Raw genomic sequence first — 17,083 nt, forward strand, 5'->3', positions numbered from 1 at the left:
AAAGAAACAGTAAGCGGTATTCGTGAGAATCCGCATTATCTCGATGTGAGTATGTTTAATCACATTTTGAGTGGCAGCAGCAGCTTGATGTGGAATTGTAAGTTCGGAGCTAAGTCAGGCGGATATTCCCGATCCGCTTCGTTGCTTGCTCATAACCGGATATCAACCAGATACCAACTGGATGTCAGAAATGCCGCAGGCTTCAAAATGGCTCTGCGGCATTTCTGTATATTTCTATTTGTTTCTGTCTGCTTCTGTAAGTTTCTATATGCTTTTGTTGTTTCTATATGTTTTTCTGTTTACGGGCGGATCACTTTTCCTGCTTTTGTGAGCTTTTCCGCTATGGTATACATATTTGTTACGGTTCCCACTGCCGGTTCCTTCAGTCCGTAGAAGTTCACACAGGTTCCGCAGGTCAGGATCTCGGTTCCCTGCTCCTGTAAGGTCTTAAGGTCTTCGATACATGGTGAATCCTGTGCGGTAAGTCTGGCTCCGCCATTATAAAACAGCATAACTGACGGCGGTGTCTCCAGCTGTGTCAGTGCATACACAAATCCCTTGATCAGGATCCCGCCAAGCTCCGGATCTCCATCTCCCATCTTATCGGAAGTGATGGCAACGGTATAATCTCCCTGCGGAACAGCCGGTGTGCAGACGATCTCAGGCTCTGCCTGACTTCTTGCAGCAGGATCAGATTTTACTGTCATATTGATCTCGTAACCACCTTCTGTTTTTCTGGATACGAAGCTGCATCCGGTACTTCCGGCAAGTCTGCTCAAATTGTTTACTGCTGTTTCATTATCTACCAGGATCAAGATCTCGTCTCCCTGCTCTGCCTTGTCAAGGATCTTCTTGGTCATCACAACCGGGATCGGACACTGTTTCCCCATTGCATCTACTGTGTGCTTCATACTCACTCCTCCTGTATTCTGTGATTTTTTATAATTGCTGTTTTATCATTATTGCTTTTTCGCTGTTTTCTTTTCTTTGATCTTTTATTTCTGCTCCAGCTCATGGGCCTGTTTGAAGATCTCACAGGCGCCTGTGTTTACACATCTTTCATGTGCGCAGTCCATAAAGGTCAGCTTCCTGCTGCTGTCCTCCTGCCGTGTATACTCACAGCAGACGGTTTCGCCCCCGTTCATGGTACGGCAGAAACCGGATATAAATTCCTCTTCGATCTCCATTCCTATCCCTCCGTCGGATTCTCAGTAATCTGGGCAGGTGTGATCTCCTCCAGCATTCCTGTTTCATTGTAGGCTTCAAACTGTTCCTCGATCTTTCCAAGGATATCTGCATACTGACAGAAGGCCTCCGCAAGCTCATCCCTGTGTTCCGGAAGCTTCTTGTAACAGACACGGTGCTCCATGCTTGCCCAGAGATCCATGGTCATCGTCCTCAGCTGGATCTCCACCGGAAAATACTCCATGGTATCCAGATAATACACCGGAACTGCAATGATCACGTGAAAGCTGCGGTATCCGTTAGGCTTGGGATTCTGTATGTAATCCTTTTCCCTGATAAAGATCAGCTCACTCTGCCGCTTCAGCGCATTTACAAGATTGTATATATCATCAATAAAGTAGCAGATCACACGGATCCCGGCGATATCCCGGAGATGATCCTTGGCGTTCTGCACACTGTCCGAATGTCCCAGCTTCTCCAGCTTCTTTTCGATGCTCTTCTTGGATTTGATCCGTTCCTGGATATTGTGGATCGGAGATACGGAAGACTTCTGATACAGGCTTCCGTTGAGCACCTCAAGCTTGGCGCGCATGATCTGACATGCGTTCTGATATGGCTGGATACAATCGTAATACTGTTCGTTTGTCATGAAAACCCCTCTTTCGCGTTTGCTCAGCATATACTTGTATCTTACCGGACAAATGTGAGCAATCTGTAGTGATTTTCTAAGATTTTCCTGACCATTTTATTAAAAATCTATAAAACCTCCGGCATCAGTCTGAAAGCTTATGGATAAAAAGACCACTGCGGAGCTTCGGTTCAAACCAGGTGCTCTTTGGCGGCATAAGCTTACCCTCGTCTGCGATCGTCATCAGCTCCTCCATGGATGTAGGATACATGGCAAAGGCAGCTCCTCCTGTCTCATCTGCAGCTGCTGCCAGATCCTTCAGCCGGTGGTTTCCTCCCATAAAGCGGATCCTCTCATCGGTACGCGGGTCACTGATCCCCAGAACCGGACCCAGGACCTTATCCTGAAGAATAGATACATCCAACTGACCTACGCTGTCTTTACCCGCATAGATATCCGGATATGCCTTCAGATGGAACCATTCTCCGTCTACATACAGCCCGAAGCAGTGTTTCTCCACCGGTTTACATGGAAAGCCCGGCATTGCCATTAGCTCAAAATTAAATTTCATGCTTCCGATAAAGGCTTTGGGTTCCATACCCTTGATATCCTTTACGATCCTGTGATACGGAAGGATGGTCAGCTGGTCATACGGAAATACCACTGACAGGAAAAAGTTAAATTCTTCTTTTCCGGTGTAGTCCGGATGCTCCGCTCTTCTCTTCTGTCCAACCTTTACTGCGGAGGCTGCTCTGTGGTGGCCATCTGCAATATAGATAGAGGAGATCCCGCCAAAAAGACTATGTATAGTCCGGATCTTTTCATCCTCATCTACGATCCATACACGATGTGTGATCTCATCATCGGAAGTAAAATCATACACCGGAGCATGTGCATTTTTCCATTCTTCCATAAGAGTAAGAAGCTCTGCCGGATATCTGCACGCCAGAAAAATAGGACCTGTGTTAGCATCACAGACATCCACATGACGGATGCGGTCCTGCTCCTTATCCTCTCTTGTAAGCTCATGCTTTTTGATCACACCATTCATGTAATCATCAATGGAACTGACACCTACGATCCCGGTCTGGGATCTTCCCTTACGGATCAGTTCATACAGATAATAGTTCGGTTTCTCATCCTGGATCAGGATCCCTTCTTTCTGGAAACGATCCAGATTTTCCCTTGCCTTCTGATAAACCTTCGGATCATAAAGATCGGTTTCCGGATCCAGATCCATCTCTGCACGGTCTATATGGAGAAAAGATTCCGGATTTTTTTCCCCGATCTTTCTCGCTTCCTCTCTGCTGACTACGTCATAGGGAAGTGCAGCCACCTTTTCTGCTTTTTCCGAAGCAGGTCTTACTGCCCGAAATGCCTGAAATAAAGCCATTATATTTTCCTCTCATTCCTGTCCGGCTATACGCCGGCCCTTCTTAAGATTTCTGCTTAGTTTGCAGAAAAATCATCCTGTCCATTCTAACACATATCAAAATTTCCCGCAAACCTTTATCCGGCCCGTCTTATGCCTTACGTTTATTCAGCTCCGGCAGTACCGTCGCCAGCATGGTGAAAAAGCATGCACAGCCGCCTACAAGGTTGGAAACCGGTTCCGCCCAGAACACGCCGTCTGTTCCCAGGCCATTCACATGAGGCAGCAGGACCGTCAGCGGCACTACGATCACTACCTTTCGAAACAGGGAGAAAAAGGTGGCCTTTTTTGCCTTTCCCAGTGCCACGAACACGCTTTGTCCGGTAAACTGCAATGCCATAAAACAGAAGCCGAAAAAGTAAATATGAAGGGCGGGAACTCCCTTTTCCAGAAGCCCGGGATCGCTGTTAAAGATCCGGATAAAAAATTCCGGAAGCAGCTTCAGGATCCCCCAGCCTGCCAGGGTATAGATCACACAGACAGCTGTAATAAATTTAATTGCTTTTTTGACTCTGTCGTATGCTTTTTCTCCATAATTGAAGCTCATGACCGGAGAAGCACCTGTGGTAAGCCCATGGACCGGCATGGTGAAAATGTCACGGACAGAATTTAAAACTGTCATGACACCAACGTAGATATCACCCCCCCAGGTCTGGAGTGTGGCATTGCATACCACCTGCACAAGACTGTTTGTAAATGCCATAAAAAAGCCGGACATACCCAGACTTACGATACTGCCCACTCTTTTCCAGGAGATCCTCATGGCGTTTTTTTTCAGGTTCAGGATCGCCTTTTTTCCTGTAAGGAAGCGTAAGACCCAGATGGCGGAACAGAACTGGGAAATGATAGTCGCCAAAGCCGCTCCCCGGACTCCCATGTGCATTCCAAAGATAAACAGGGGATCCAGAAGAATGTTCAGTACAGCACCGATCAGTATCGTGAGCATCCCTGTGTTTCCAAAGCCCTGGCTGTTGATAAACGGGTTCATTCCCAGAGTGATCATCACAAACAGGGTTCCCAGAAGATAGATCCTTATGTAGTCTGACGCATAGGAAAAGGTTACATCACTGGCGCCAAAGGCATAGAGGATCGGTCTGTAAAAGATAAGGCCAATGGCTGTCAGGATCACTCCTGTGCCGATCAGCATCACAAAGGTGTTTCCCATGAGCATTTCTGCTTCTTCCCGGTTTCCTCTTCCCCGTTCCATAGAGCAAAGCGGTGCTCCTCCATTTCCAAAAAGATAGGTAAATGCGGTGATCAGGGTAATAATAGGAAAACATAGTCCCACTCCTGTCAATGCAGTGGCTCCGATCTCAGGAATCCTTCCGATATAGATCCGGTCTACAATGTTGTAAAGGAGGTTCAGGATCTGTGCAATGATCATCGGCACAGCTACCTCCATAATGTTACGATAGACATTTCCTGTTGAAAAGTCTGTTTGATGTGTCTGCATTTCTTTACACCTTCCTGCTTTTTTACTATTGTAAATAATACTATATCTGATATGCAAAGTAAATATTTCCCTGTAAGGCTGCTGTGGAAATATCAGACGTTACTGTTTGTTCACTGTAATATCCCGCAAACTGTTTTTTGTGAGCGAAGATCACAGAAAACCCGAGACATACCGCGCGAACTTATGCGATCAGCATAAATTCTGTACATCGCGAAGCATGTTGCTGAAAACGGAATGGACAGTAACTATCTGATTATCCGTGTATTTATTTCTTGCTATTTTTGTCTAAAAAAGTTATAATAAAGCCATAAAAACGGTAATGATTCCACGTAAAATCGGTCAAAAAACCACATTACTGGAATCTGTTCCGCATGGAGGTATTTTTATGGATAATAATTATAAGGGCATGGCTGTAGGTGTTTTTGAGCTGGATAACCTGGTTGCCTGTTTTGTTGCTCTTGATGCTGCTTCCAAAGCAGCCAATGTCAGGATCCAGAGTGTTGAACGTAACCGTCTGAAGAGTGGCGCCTGTGTCAAGATGCGTGGTTCTGTTTCTGACGTTAATGCAGCTATGGAGGTTGCGCTGGAGGCAGCCAAACCTCTTGGTAAGGTTGTTTCTCATACTGTGATCGCTTCTCCTTCTGAGGATACTGAGATCGCACTGAAGATGACGATCAATAAATAAAGGGGGGCGACGGATTTATGAATTATGGTGCTTTTGGTTTAGTTGAGGTTGTTGGCAGCAGTAATGCGATCCTGGTGATCGACCAGATGCTGAAGACTTCTGATGTTTCTTTTCTTACCTGGCAGACGAAGTGTGGTGGTCATGCCACTGTTTTTCTGACTGGTGATGTATCTGCTGTTACGGCTGCCGTTGACAGTGTAAAAGGGAACCCGCCTTGTGAGATCATAGCTTCAGCAGTGATCTCCAATCCTTCCGGTGAGACGGTTCGTCTGGCTGAGGAAGAAGCGGCTAAGAATCACTTTATGTAGGAAATATCTATATTATAATAACGAACGTACGCAGGGAACCGCCCTGGCGTAGCGGGAAGGGTTTCGTCGTCCGCTGGCTTCTAAGGTGCTGCGGCTTCTGCTAAAACCATTCCAAAAAGTTCTGAACTCGCGTCAAGCCGCTCAGACAGCAGAACTTTTTGGAATAACGCAGAAACCACACCACCTAAGAATCAGCAGGACTCCTGCAGAACATCCCACTACGCCAGGGCGGTTCCCTGCTGGCTTTTGTATAAGTGAAAATTGTCTCAGACACGGTGATTTCACACATCAGCCGGTGCTTTCATCATCGATGCTCTGCTTCTACAAACTTCACACTTTCACTCTAGCCTATCTCCCCTTTCGCACGTCAGCAACTCTTTTCGCTATATTCTTTAAACTCACGCCTTCACTCTAGCCCTCCACTCCTTCGCACGTCAGCCGGCGAGGTAGCGTCTGGTTTGGGCTGGCTCTGCAGGAGAGGTGCGCTTCTTAGGCGGTGGGAATCTGCGTTGCTGGAAAAAATCCAGCTGTTTGAGCGACGCAGGAGCGAGTTCTGGATTTTTTTCAGCGGTTTTAGCAGATTTCCAGCGCCTTAGAAGCCAGCCCCCGACGAAGCCCCAGCCCAAACCAGACGGTACCTCACCGGCGTCCGTCCGCAAAAACCACATCCACATCCACCATCTCCCGTCCATCTTCCACCTTCATCACAGCCACATCCCCTCGATGTGCCACAACCACCCTCTTCCCTCCAACATCACCGGAAAGCTTCATCAGCTCCCCATAATACTTCTTCGAAAAAACACAGGGATTCCCCGTCTTCCCATCATGCTCCACACAGGCGATCCCCTTCCCCTCTCTCAAAAACACATCCACCAGTCCAAAAACCGTCTCCCACCGCAACCACGGCTGATCTGCCACCGTAAACAAACAAGCATCCATCTCCCGGTTGACCCGCAGCCCAATCTTCAGTGAGGAAGATATCCCCTCATCCGGATGCAGATTATAAAGAAACCACGCGCCAAGCTTCTCTGCTTCCTGCGCGATCTCCTCATACTGTGTGACAACTGTGATCTCACACCTGTGCCCCTGTTCCTCCAGTGCTGCTTTCACTTTTTTCAGTTCCAGGAGAATATGCCTGTACATCGGCATTCCGTCTATCCCGTACAGCAACTTATTGCTTCCAAACCGCCGGCTGTTTCCTGCTGCCAGCATGATCAGTCCCAGCTTCATATCACCGCTCCACTTCCTTTCGATTCTAGTACAGCGAATATTAAGTAACCGCCATATTGACTTGCCTGATTTTTCATCTGCTGCGTTGTCGTCAATCGTCGTAGCCACCGCTACGCCTCATTCCTCCGCCTTGCAGATGAAGAAATCATCCTGCGTCAATATAGCAGAAACTTAATTTTCGCTGTACTAGCTGTTTACACTTCTCTGCAGGCTTCCACAGATCACCATGATCCCAGACTCCTGACCTTGTGCCATAAGCTTCTCCACCACACAAGGATACTCCAGAGTATCTGCCTTGTTCAGATACGCAAGAAATCTTCGCCCGTCCACTCCTTTTTGCAATCCGTCTTCAGACCGGATGATCTTCCACACATCCATCCATGTCACAGGCTCATCTGTACGCTTTCCCAGAAATCCCGCCACATCATCCGGACGGTGTGCCGTATCACAGATCCTTTTACCGATGCAGTCAAGACCGATCACTCCTACTACCATATCTGCAAAAGAAGGGATCACCGGCTCATGAACAGCCGGCACTTTAAGGGGTCGGCGCCTGGATCCGTCAGCTTCCACAAGAAGAAGATCACAAAAGCCGGGCAGCTTTTCCAGGATCTCCTTTTCGGGGCCGGAAATCTTTGGCTGCACGGCCTTGTGATGAGCCGCGATGACGTATCCGTATTGTTCTATAAGCCGGCATGCTCCCGGAATGTCCTCTGCCTCCGCAAAAGGACGTTCCGGTTCCCATGCCATATGCGTGGTTGTGGTCACGATCACACGTTTTCCCTGTCCGGAAAATATTTCTGCCAGTCCAAGGATCAGACTGGTCTTTCCGCCGCCTCCTGTGAATGCCACAGTAAGCGCTTTTTCATTTTTCTTCATGACACACTCCATTTATCTTCTAACTTCTTTCAGGGACACCAGGCTCTGTATCGGTCACAGATTCTCATTCCTCACAGCTTTCTCTGTTCCCGGAAGCACTCCGCAGGAAAGCAGCACCTCCAGTACTCCCCCTGCGATACACCTTGCCTTGTCTGAGATCGTAAAACAGTTTTTCTTCTGTTCTGCCCTTGGGTCGATGTCCGCGATCTTCATTCCCTCAAAAACAGGGTAGCCGTCCCGGATCAGTCCCCGGATCACGCCGGAAATGGTAGCCTTCACCGGCGTATCACCTACCATGGCGATCACCTGGTCTTTTTCAACAAGATCTGCGATCTGACAGATGTTTTTCATGTTACCGGCTGCCGGTGAATGGATCACACGTTCCTTTCCGATCCCTGCGATCAGTCCCGGCACTCCGGTATTCGGCAGGGCACTGCCTTTTTTTATGATCCTTCCCAGCTTATGGCCGCGCATGGTCTCGATCACGTAATCCACATCCTCCCCTGCGGTAAAGCCCGGGCCAAGTCCCACAGTCAGTGGTGCCATATCCCTGCTGGTCCCAAGATTCTTTTTTGCAAGGATGGCATCGATCACTGCCTCCGGCTCCAGTTCGCGGATATGTTTTCCATGGGTATCTGTCAGAAGGGGGATCTCTCCCTGTGTCCAGCATTTCCTGCACTGGGTCCGGATATCGTTCTCCGTGATCCTCCTGCACACAACGCCTTCTACCTCTGCAGTTCCGTCATAAACAGCTTCACAGAAGGCCACATGACGGCGAATGGCACTTGGACGGTCACATTCCAGGATCAGGACCTGATAGCCACTCTGATGAAGCTTGTGGATCACTCCTGTGGCCAGATCTCCGCCACCTCTCACAAGGATCATTTTATCCGTATATGCCGCTGCTTTCATCTTCATACACCTGCTGTCCGTTTCCCGGCATTCCTGCCGCAAGAGTATCATAAAGCTCCGCATAGGTTGCATCCTTATACGGGGATACATAAAAGAGTCCCGCGATCCCGGCCGTAATTGCCGAAAGGACAGACCAGGGAATAAAGGAAAGATCCAGGATAAAGGTATCCATCTTCTGTCCGTTCATCATCTCACGGCTTTTTGCAAACACTTCCTTTGTGCTCATATCCGGATATTCCGCAAGAAGATAAGGGATCATCTTATATTCGTAGGATTTTACCACTCCGGGAATAATAAAAAGCAGCGTCCACAATACAAGATACAGGTCCCGTAAAAACATGGTTTTTACGATATTACCGTAATTTCCGGAACGAAATACACTGAGGAGCTTTCCGGGCCCGGGTACAGAATAAAGGTTCTCAATGTAAAAATCTCTTCCGCCTACCTCCAGAACATTTCCCACAAAGAAATGGAAAAGGACCCCGATCAGAGCCACCGTTACCATGGCACTGGCACTCAGAAGCGCAAAAAGCACTGCCAGTGGGGAACGAAATACATGACTGGCATAAGAGGTAACACCATTGATATCCGTACCCAGATGATACGTTGTAACACCGTAGTCCGGACTTACCGCATTTCCGGCACTGCCTGTGGCCGCACCGCTTCCGCCGGTTGCCATCACAATAGCCAGCACCAGACTTACCAGTACTGCTGACCAGTAATTTTTTTTGAATGCCTGTTTTCCGCGCCATTTCAAGTCACTGCGTTTCCAGCTGATCTTCTGTTCATTCATAACTTAACCCTCCATATATGCTTCACGGACACAGAACTCTCTTCGTCCCTTCTGCCACAGCGCAGGCTCCAACTCTGCCAGATAACCGCCGCCGTTTTTTACATGCCATTCATAAAAAGCCCTGGGTCTGTCCGCATATTCTTCCATAATGTTCATGATCGTACCGCCATGTATCACAAGAGCCGCTGTCTTTATGTTGTTACGGATACACTGTGTGACAGCCTTCTGAAATCCTGTAAGGCTCCGGCACTTAAACGCTTCTCGACTTTCTCCTCCCGGAAAAGGAAGCGTTCCATTGCTGTCGATCCACCTCTGATAATCCTGATTTCCGGAAAGCTCTTTATAATTTTTATTCTCAAACTCTCCAAAATCACACTCGGAAAGCTCTTCGATAATATGAAAGCTTTTTCCCGGAAAAAGGATCCCCGCAGTTTCCACACAGCGGCAGAGCGGACTTACATAAAGGGCCTCCGGCATGGGATAGGTCAGCTTTTCCAGAAATTCCTTTCCCTCCGTGCTCAGCGGTTCATCCGTTGTTCCGATATAACGCTGAAGCTTATTTCCGGGTGTCTGTCCGTGTCGTATCAGATATAATCTAATCATCCTTCAGCACCGTCCCGATCCCGCATACCACTCTTGTGACCCTTCTGCTTTTTGCAGCCAGTGCAGTGCACACCCGGCCAACAGCTTCTCGATACTGCCGTTCAAAAGCATCCGCCGGAACGATCCCGTAGCCTACCTCCTCACTGACAAGGATCACATCCGGATCCTGCTGTGCCAGCTTTTCTGCCAGGCCGGTGAGATCTTCTCCTGCCTTCAGAGCTTTTCTTATGTATTCCTGAAATCCCAGAACACCCGCTGCCTTCAGAAGCTCCTCTTCTGTGATCTCTCCTCCGAATTTCCAGTCCACATCCGGGAACTGTGCTTTTGCATAGGCAGCTTTTCCCTGATATGCGCCTCCGATTATCATTTCCATATCTTTTTTACCTCATCCAAATCTTCATTACAGATTAAACGTGCCACCAAGAGCAAGCACCAGTGCCATCACAACCTCGCAGATGCAAAGGAAAAATCCGGAAAGATCACCTGTGGTCCCTCCAAAATATTTCAAAGCCATATAGTGATACCACCAAAATACCAGAAGTGCGCTGACAGCTGCCAGAACACCCAGGACCGGATCTACCCATATCATCAGCGCTGCAAGGATCACAAACATCGTGATAAGAACATTTCGCACTACGATCTCTGACGCATTTCTGGAAAATTCTGCCACAGTCCCGTCTGTCCTTGCCTTGGGAAATGTGATCACACCGATCCCGGAAAGACATCTGGACATCATAAAGCCCAGGCTCATGATACAGATCCCGTTATAATTTCCAAGGAGCTGATCCCAGGCTCCCAGCCAGAGGATAAAATATACACAGGCTGTGATAATGGCAAATGCACCTGCATGGGAATCCTTCAGGATCTCCAGCCTCCTTGTGCGTTCCTGCCAGGAGCTTAATGCATCTGACGTGTCCAAAAGCCCGTCTACATGAATGCCGCCGGTAATAAATACCGGGATCACAGTAAGGATCACAGCGAGAAAAAATGGCTCCAGAGCTACGTGTACACCGAGGACCCCTCCTGCAAGCCAGGTCAGGATGCCGATGGCAGTCCCCACAAAGGGGAAAAAGCACATCATATATTTTATGTTTTCCTTCTTCCAGTCCACCATGGGCATAGGAATCTTTGAAAACATGGCAAAGGCTGCCTTAAAACTGTTCCATAAGCTTTTCATGCTTCCTTTCCTCCTTTATGCCATACAGGGATCCCGTATACGACTTCCACAACCTCTTCTGCCAGCTCTGCCAGCTTCTGATTGATCTGTCCCAGTTCTTTTTTATACTGTTCTGATTCTTCCTCGTAGAGGATCCCGTCTGAAAAGATCTCGTTGGTGACGATCACCACATGCTTTGCCTGGGAAAGAAGATTTTTCACCCCTTCTGTGATCTTTTCTGCCACCTCCGGGTGGAAGCCGCCTTCCCGGAACATCTCATTTGCAACCAGATTGGACATGCACTCCAGAAGGACCACGCAGTCCTTCGGGATGAGCAGCTCATCCAGCTCTGTATATCTTTCAATTGTCTCGAAGCCTTTTCCTGCACGCATGTGCCGGTGTCTGCGGATGCGCCTGTGGCTTTCTTCGTCAAAAGCCTGCATGGTGGCGATATAGATCCTTCTGGCTTCGCCAAGGGAAAGTACGGTTTCTTCCGCAAAAGCAGATTTTCCGCTTCCGCTGCCTCCTGTTACAACAACCAGCATATTATTTCAACTCCTCGTACTGTTCTACATTGATATCACCAAAGGTACTCATGGAATTATATACTGCACAGGACAGATCCATCATCGGAAACAGTGCCACAGCTCCGGTTCCCTCGCCCAGGCACATGCCTGCGTGGATGATCGCTTCCTTGCCAAGCTCCTTCAAGATCAGCTGTGCTGCAGGCTCTTTGGATACATGAGACGCAAGGATATGATCACTTACCTGCGGGCAGATCTTTATTGCGATCAGTGCAGATACGCAGGAAATAAATCCGTCCATGACAACCGGCATTCCAAGTGCTGCTCCTCCAATGAATACTCCTGCCATTCCTGCAATATCCAGTCCACCTACCTTTGCCAGGACGTCAATGGCATCTGAACGATCCGGATTATTCAGGGCGATCGCCTTTTTGATCGCATTGATCTTCCGGACAAGCCCTTCACTGGTCAATCCGGCACCACGTCCGGTCATATCTTCCACCGGTTTTCCGAGAAGCACAGCTGCTACCGCACTGCTGGTGGTAGTATTTCCGATGCCCATCTCGCCGGTTGCAAGAACCTGATAGCCTTTTTCCTTCAGCTCCTCTGCCATGGCAATTCCGGCTTCGATGCCACGGATCGCCTGATCTCTTGTCATTGCCGGCTCTCTGGTCATATTTCTGGTCCCATAGGCAACCTTAAGATCTGTACGGACCTTTGTATCTGTGACCATTCCCACATCTACAGGAAAAAGCTCTGCTCCACACTGACGGCACATCACACAGCAGGTAGTAGTCCCTTCCAGAAAATTCTCAGCCACAACAGCCGTCACTTCCTGTCCGGTCTGGGTCACCCCCTCTTCTACAACTCCGTTATCCGCGCACATGGCAACCACTGCTTTTTTCTCCACACGTACCTCCGGTGTACCTGTGATACCGGCGATCTGTGTCAGCATATTCTCCAGCTCTCCCAGAGAATGCAGAGGCTTTGCAATACTGTCCCATCTCTTTCTCGCCCCCTCCATAGCCTTTTCATCCAGAGGGCGGACTTTCTTCACTGCCTCATCCAAAGTCATCATTTGCTACCTCCAATCCTTTTACCTGTGGTAAAAATAATAAATTTACTAAAGATATAATTCAACGCCAGCACGATAAATTGTGTGCAGAATTTTGCAAACATATCCCGGAATCCCAGGATCTCCGCCAGAAACCATACGCCACCTACCTCAATGACCATGGTCACCAGACGGGCACTTATAAATTTCAGAAAGGGCCGTATATGATCCCTCCATGTTTCACAGCGGTCATGAAATACAAATCTGGAATTCACAACATAGGCAAACAGGATCGCCAGGATGATCGATATGATGTTGGCACTCATCAGCGGGATTCCCATTGCCCTCATGATATAAAAGCTTAACAGATTTACGAGAGTCGTACAACCACCCCAGAAAATATAACAGATCACATCATTTTCATAGAATTTAAGGATCCACTTTTTCATTGGTATCTCCTCCTCGTATGATCTTTGATACGATATATCTTGGACGACGTTTTACTTCCTCATAGATCCTGGCGATATAATATCCGATGATCCCAAGGCTCATCATCACAGCACTTCCAATAAAAAGCATCACGATCAGAAGTGTAGTATAGCCTTCCACCGCATGCCCGGAAAAATACCGGACCAGAGAATAAACCAGAAGGAGCAGGGAGCACCCAAAGCAGCCCACAGCACCGGCTGTTACAAACTGCAGCGGAAGTGTTGTAAATGCCACGATATTCCGAAACGCATAGCTGATCAGCGTTCCTGCAGACCATTTGGATTCTCCGGCCTCACGCTCCTGCACCTCAAAAGGTACGGAGATGCTTTTGAAGCCTATCCAGGATGATGCCGCCCGGAAAAACATGCTGCGCTCAGGCATGGCGAGAACACTCTCCACCGCTTTCCTGTCCAGCAGCTTGAAGTCGGAAGCGTTTTCCATATCAAAGCCGGTGGCACGGGACATGATCCGATAGAAAAATCTGGCACTTTTTCTGTGAAAAAGAGTTTCTTTTCCCCGGTTTTTCTTGATGCCCTCCACAACCTCGTAGCCCTGCTTCCAGAGCCGGTACATTTCCAAGAGGATTTCCGGCGGATGCTGCAGGTCACAGTCCATCACTGCCACCGCATCTCCGCATGCCTGTGCAAGGCCGGCCACAATTGCTGCTTCTTTCCCGAAATTTCTGGAAAAATGCACACCTGTCACATTTTTATCTTCCCTGGATACTTTTTCTATGGCTGCCCAGGTCCCGTCAGAGGAACCGTCATCTACCAGGACCAGTTCATAACGGATCCCGGCCTGCCCCAGGAGCTCTCTGAGAGTCCGGCAGGTTTTCTCCACCATCGGTTCCTCGTTACAGGCAGGCAAAACTATCGATAATCGGCTCATTTCTCCTGTTTTCCCCTTTCTTTTTGTTTTCCCTGGCGCCGGTAAGATATCACGATTCCGGCAAACAGGATCAGGCCGATCACCGTCAGTATCATTCCGGGCACAATATACGGTGTACAATATCTAAGTGCGATCGTATGCCTGCCCTTTTTTAATTCCAGCCCCATATACATACTGTTTGCCTGCACAAGTTCTGTTTTTTCTCCATCTACATAGGCGGTAAAGCCAGCGCTGTATGGAATGGAAAATACCAGGATCTTATCGGAAGTGGTTGTGATATCTCCACGAATGCAATTTGTCTCCGTTTTGATATTCTGAAGACTTTCTTTTCCAAGCTCCTCTGTCTGTTCTTCAACAGAAGCCATGGGCTGACATACCACATACAGATCATCAAAGGTATATTCTCCCGGCATGGAAAACGTCAGGGTCATGGTTCCGGCAGAATAGTTTTTATATCCCATATTCAGAAGAAAATTATGTCTTCCGCTGTAGCCGTTGTATTTATCTGTAAAGATCCGGATAGTCTTGTCCACGGAGCCCAGCGAAACATCCACTGCTGATTCCTTGCTTTCTTTCCAGTAGCGCCAGTTATTATCTTCATAGCGCACAGTATTCTTCTCATATTCTGTCATGGAATCCCATTTTTTATCACTGACCACTGCACGTGGAGAATAGGCATTAAAATCCAGATTTTTTGCCACAAGATAAACCTCTGCCTCCGGCTCTCCCTGATATCCGATCTGTACGGTTGCTCCTTCTTTGGCCACAATGATCTTTCCGTCTTTGATCTTACAGCCTTTTCCTGCTTCCAGTGTAAAATCTGCTTTCTTATCATCAAAGGTGAGGTCTGTCTCAGGAAGACTGCTGTCCTCAAGGACTGCCCCCTGCAGGAGCGCCTGCTGCTTTTCGGTCACAGAAAGCTTTTCATACTTTTCTCTGGGGATCCAGGAATCATAGGTATAACCAAGAGGAAGGGAATCCTCGTCTTCGTAGATCCTGTATTTTTTTGTGACTTCTGCTTCACTGTCATAGCCGTATGGCAGATACCCATATCCGCTTTTTTTGATGGCAAAATATTTCACCGAGGCAAGACGATCCAGGATACTCCGTCCGTCCAGGCTGCTGTAATGATAATCCCAGGGGGTATTCAGATACATCTCATCAAAGAAACGGCTGATATTTCCATTGGCCACACTGAAATAATAGGAAGTACTGTTGGTTCCCATATACATGGCAGTGTTTACATAAGAGCCCGTTTTGTACTGGTCATATCTGGTAACCGCTGAATCGTCCATTGACCGGATTGCTTTGTCCGGTCCGGACTGAAGCTTCTCCAGTGCCTGATCCTTTTCCTCAAATTCTGACAGATAATCTTTTTCGTAAGAATACTGGTATGAAACATTCAGAAGGATGCTTGTCACAAGCACGGCCACGATCATTCCACAGAGATATTTTCCCTGTGTAAATACGTTTCCGTAGGAAACCACTGTAAACACAGCCAGGACCAGCATCATCAGTGCCATGATATTGCGTTCCGTACGGGCGGATTCTGAAAACAGTGCCAGCACGCCATATATCAGCAGCATCACAAATATCCGTCGTTTTTCCCTGATGCCCAGCGTAAACAGTTCCGGATATGCCTGTACCAGGATATATGCGATCAGCATTCCATACGCCCAGATCCATCGGTTGGACACGTATGAAAATCCATTCAGTACATGACCTGCAAAGGGGATCAGCAAAAACAGATTCAGAAGCACAAATCCCAGCTTCAGTCCCGTATATTTTTTCTTTTTGGAAAAGATCACAAACACGCCTGCCATTGCGACTGCGGAATATCCAGCAACTCCCCACTGGATCATATTTTCGCCGATCAGACAGCCGAGATATTTTTCGTAGTAAATGCGGTCATATAACAGCGGCACATAATTCTGCGCCTGAAAGCGCTCTGTTCCAAACAGAGTCATGACCACAGGTAAAAAGATCAGTGCAGCGATCATAAGTGCGACCAGATAAAAGCCAGCAAATTTCAGGAACCACTGAAATACATCTTTTACTGAACGCTTGCGGAATATTCCAAAATACCGGAAAGCTGCATACAGCACCATAAAGATACTGATCATATAAAAGAAATAAAAATTAGACATTGCCGCTACAGCCGTCGCACAGATAAAAAGGTATGGCTTTTCTTTTTTGTAAATCTTTTCAATTCCCATAAGGACCAGCGGCAGATAGATCATGGGATTGGAAAAATATGGATGCTTCATAGACGCATAAATGGTCCATCCTGCAAAAATATAAACAAGGCTTCCAAGAAATGTGGCCTGTTTGGGATTCTTGCGGTAAAAGCAGTAAATGCTGAATGTGATACCCGCCAGATAAATGCGGAGAAAGATCAGAATCTCATATAAGATCTCTGTGTCTTTTTCCGGTACAAAAACGGACAGTAAGGTCAGCGGATCACCGATCGCATAATAATGAAGTGTTGTAAGGATATCGGAACCGTATCCGATATGCATATCCCACATAGGAAGGGAAAGCTTATGCTCCGTCACCAGCGTCTGCAGAACATTCCGCAGATATTTTCCATAATAGGCCAATGCATTGATGTGCTGCGGAACACCGTCATGACTCCAGATCAGGGATTTTCCATTGAAATAAAAACAACTGTAAATAAACAGCGAGATCGCCGCAAAAACAATCGTATACAGAATATAAAAATCTGCTTTTTTCTCTTTCCGGGATTTCTCCTTCGAAAAAATTCTCTTCATATATGTCTCTCCTGTATATGAAAAAAGGCCTGCGGTGCGCTAAACACCGCAGGCCTGTCACCTAATGCTTAATCAGCAAGCACACTGTATAAA

19 protein-coding genes are annotated in these 17,083 nt (G+C 47.6%); 2 read left to right on the top strand and 17 right to left on the bottom strand.

The window, feature by feature from the left end; translation table 11 throughout:
• Positions 1–299: 299 nt before the first annotated feature.
• From yedF to EAI83_RS07430, 5 genes are all read right to left on the bottom strand, one after another.
• A complete protein-coding gene (gene yedF / locus EAI83_RS07410) occupies positions 300–911 on the bottom strand; it encodes a sulfurtransferase-like selenium metabolism protein YedF (protein WP_015524772.1) in 612 nt (203 codons plus the stop codon).
• Positions 912–995: 84 nt separating this feature from the next.
• Positions 996–1,187 carry a hypothetical protein gene (locus EAI83_RS07415; RefSeq protein ID WP_015524771.1) on the bottom strand — a complete coding sequence of 64 codons (192 nt, stop codon included), beginning with the start codon at positions 1,185–1,187 and terminating at the stop codon, positions 996–998.
• 2 nt (positions 1,188–1,189) lie between these two features.
• On the bottom strand, positions 1,190–1,834 hold the full coding sequence (locus tag EAI83_RS07420; protein ID WP_015524770.1) for a GTP pyrophosphokinase: 645 nt from the start codon (positions 1,832–1,834) through the stop codon (positions 1,190–1,192).
• Between the two features lie 124 nt (positions 1,835–1,958).
• Positions 1,959–3,206 carry a DUF1015 domain-containing protein gene (locus tag EAI83_RS07425; protein WP_129974931.1) on the bottom strand — a complete coding sequence of 416 codons (1,248 nt, stop codon included), beginning with the start codon at positions 3,204–3,206 and terminating at the stop codon, positions 1,959–1,961.
• A gap of 130 nt (positions 3,207–3,336) precedes the next feature.
• Positions 3,337–4,698, bottom strand: a complete 1,362-nt coding sequence (locus EAI83_RS07430; protein ID WP_129974933.1) for an MATE family efflux transporter — start codon at positions 4,696–4,698, stop codon at positions 3,337–3,339.
• 385 nt (positions 4,699–5,083) lie between these two features.
• On the opposite strand from EAI83_RS07430, the gene EAI83_RS07435 reads away from it, so the two are divergent.
• Both EAI83_RS07435 and EAI83_RS07440 read left to right on the top strand, forming a co-directional pair.
• On the top strand, positions 5,084–5,383 hold the full coding sequence (locus EAI83_RS07435; RefSeq protein WP_015524766.1) for a BMC domain-containing protein: 300 nt from the start codon (positions 5,084–5,086) through the stop codon (positions 5,381–5,383).
• Between the two features lie 17 nt (positions 5,384–5,400).
• Positions 5,401–5,691, top strand: a complete 291-nt coding sequence (locus EAI83_RS07440; protein ID WP_129974935.1) for a BMC domain-containing protein — start codon at positions 5,401–5,403, stop codon at positions 5,689–5,691.
• Between the two features lie 639 nt (positions 5,692–6,330).
• Here EAI83_RS07440 and EAI83_RS07445 read toward each other — a convergent pair.
• From EAI83_RS07445 to EAI83_RS07500, 12 genes are all read right to left on the bottom strand, one after another.
• Entirely contained in the window at positions 6,331–7,029 is a 699-nt protein-coding gene (locus EAI83_RS07445; protein ID WP_192926476.1) for a nucleotidyltransferase family protein, read from the bottom strand.
• Positions 7,030–7,107: 78 nt separating this feature from the next.
• Positions 7,108–7,800 (bottom strand): selenium cofactor biosynthesis protein YqeC, encoded by a 693-nt coding sequence (yqeC, locus tag EAI83_RS07450; RefSeq protein ID WP_161206349.1) that lies wholly within the window; start codon positions 7,798–7,800, stop codon positions 7,108–7,110.
• A 54-nt stretch (positions 7,801–7,854) separates the two neighbouring features.
• Complete coding sequence (gene yqeB / locus EAI83_RS07455) at positions 7,855–8,718, bottom strand: selenium-dependent molybdenum cofactor biosynthesis protein YqeB (protein WP_330547773.1); 864 nt, start codon at positions 8,716–8,718, stop codon at positions 7,855–7,857.
• Positions 8,687–9,505 carry a DUF975 family protein gene (locus EAI83_RS07460; protein WP_129974943.1) on the bottom strand — a complete coding sequence of 273 codons (819 nt, stop codon included), beginning with the start codon at positions 9,503–9,505 and terminating at the stop codon, positions 8,687–8,689. The genes yqeB and EAI83_RS07460 overlap by 32 nt, the downstream gene beginning before the upstream one ends.
• 3 nt (positions 9,506–9,508) lie before the next feature.
• On the bottom strand, positions 9,509–10,108 hold the full coding sequence (locus tag EAI83_RS07465; protein ID WP_022426465.1) for a histidine phosphatase family protein: 600 nt from the start codon (positions 10,106–10,108) through the stop codon (positions 9,509–9,511).
• The gene (locus EAI83_RS07470; protein ID WP_022426466.1) at positions 10,101–10,481 is read right to left on the bottom strand and encodes a bifunctional adenosylcobinamide kinase/adenosylcobinamide-phosphate guanylyltransferase; all 381 of its coding nucleotides are present in this window, start codon (positions 10,479–10,481) and stop codon (positions 10,101–10,103) included. The genes EAI83_RS07465 and EAI83_RS07470 overlap by 8 nt, the downstream gene beginning before the upstream one ends.
• A 27-nt stretch (positions 10,482–10,508) precedes the next feature.
• A complete protein-coding gene (locus EAI83_RS07475) occupies positions 10,509–11,285 on the bottom strand; it encodes an adenosylcobinamide-GDP ribazoletransferase (protein WP_022426467.1) in 777 nt (258 codons plus the stop codon).
• Entirely contained in the window at positions 11,282–11,809 is a 528-nt protein-coding gene (locus EAI83_RS07480; protein WP_015524754.1) for a bifunctional adenosylcobinamide kinase/adenosylcobinamide-phosphate guanylyltransferase, read from the bottom strand. Before EAI83_RS07480 ends, EAI83_RS07475 begins: the two co-directional genes overlap by 4 nt.
• A gap of 1 nt (position 11,810) precedes the next feature.
• Complete coding sequence (gene cobT / locus EAI83_RS07485; RefSeq protein ID WP_015524753.1) at positions 11,811–12,863, bottom strand: nicotinate-nucleotide--dimethylbenzimidazole phosphoribosyltransferase; 1,053 nt, start codon at positions 12,861–12,863, stop codon at positions 11,811–11,813.
• The gene (locus EAI83_RS07490) at positions 12,863–13,291 is read right to left on the bottom strand and encodes a GtrA family protein (RefSeq protein WP_022426468.1); all 429 of its coding nucleotides are present in this window, start codon (positions 13,289–13,291) and stop codon (positions 12,863–12,865) included. Before EAI83_RS07490 ends, cobT begins: the two co-directional genes overlap by 1 nt.
• Entirely contained in the window at positions 13,272–14,219 is a 948-nt protein-coding gene (locus EAI83_RS07495; RefSeq protein ID WP_022426469.1) for a glycosyltransferase family 2 protein, read from the bottom strand. The genes EAI83_RS07490 and EAI83_RS07495 overlap by 20 nt, the downstream gene beginning before the upstream one ends.
• A complete protein-coding gene (locus tag EAI83_RS07500) occupies positions 14,216–16,990 on the bottom strand; it encodes a YfhO family protein (protein WP_022426470.1) in 2,775 nt (924 codons plus the stop codon). Before EAI83_RS07500 ends, EAI83_RS07495 begins: the two co-directional genes overlap by 4 nt.
• Positions 16,991–17,083 lie beyond the last annotated feature (93 nt).

The organism is Blautia sp. aa_0143 (assembly GCF_004167315.1).
GTDB lineage: Bacteria > Bacillota > Clostridia > Lachnospirales > Lachnospiraceae > Blautia_A > Blautia_A fusiformis.